Origin of the sequence: Saccharibacillus sp. CPCC 101409 (assembly GCF_030518235.1) — a bacterium.
In the GTDB taxonomy this organism is placed as follows: Bacteria; Bacillota; Bacilli; order Paenibacillales; family Paenibacillaceae; genus Saccharibacillus.
This window is the reverse complement of record NZ_JAULSA010000052.1, coordinates 1-728: the sequence shown is the minus strand read 5'-3', so window position 1 is coordinate 728 and position 728 is coordinate 1. Positions and strand designations below refer to the sequence as shown.

Annotated in this window: 1 pseudogene; it reads right to left on the bottom strand. The window is 30.1% G+C overall.

The annotated features are described in order from the left end of the window. Positions 1-121: 121 nt before the first annotated feature. Positions 122-728 (bottom strand): annotated as a pseudogene (locus QWJ34_RS27000) (DUF2971 domain-containing protein); the annotation flags it as partial.

The window sequence follows — 728 nt, the reverse complement described above, 5'->3', positions numbered from 1 at the left end:
ATGTTCTATTTGGAAAGCTCAACGATTGTTTTATTGGAAACTTGACTTTGATTAGCTGGTTTAACTGATGCCCCGGGCTTCCTAAAACTACCCTAACCTTATTAATTATTTTTATACCATGCTATCTATACGTGCTTTTAGATTTAATGATTTTTATATCTGGATTATATCCATAGTAAGCTAATAACTGATAGATATCTCCTTCTTGTACATCTGATCTAGGTCCTATAACTATTTCATTTATAATAGTTTGTTCATAACTTTTAAAAGATAAGTCAAAAAATGAAATAATATTATTCCGCAATGCTCTAAATTGTAAGCCATTTGGGAATAAAGTTGCGAGTTCATCATTTAATAATGATTTTTCTTCAACTTCATCATACCAATCTTCCCAGTTAGTATATTTATCAATTTCATCGTCAAAAATGATTCTCCACTCTGCCTCTTCCCTGAATGCTGGATTTTTAAACTTAATAGATTCTTGTATAAATATTCTTAAAGACAATTCGTGAAAACCATCAATTGCATAAGTATCATTTGAAAAGAGTTTTTTTGTATCATTTGTATCGATTGCATATAATATGCTTTCTATTATAGCTTCTGAGTGTTTTTTTATTTCAGCTAAGGCACTTTCGTTATTTTCATCAGGATATTCAATTTTAAATGACGAATTGTCAATCCAAGTGCAACAGTTCGTTTTGAAAAGATTCGTGTGTAGATCTCCAGCC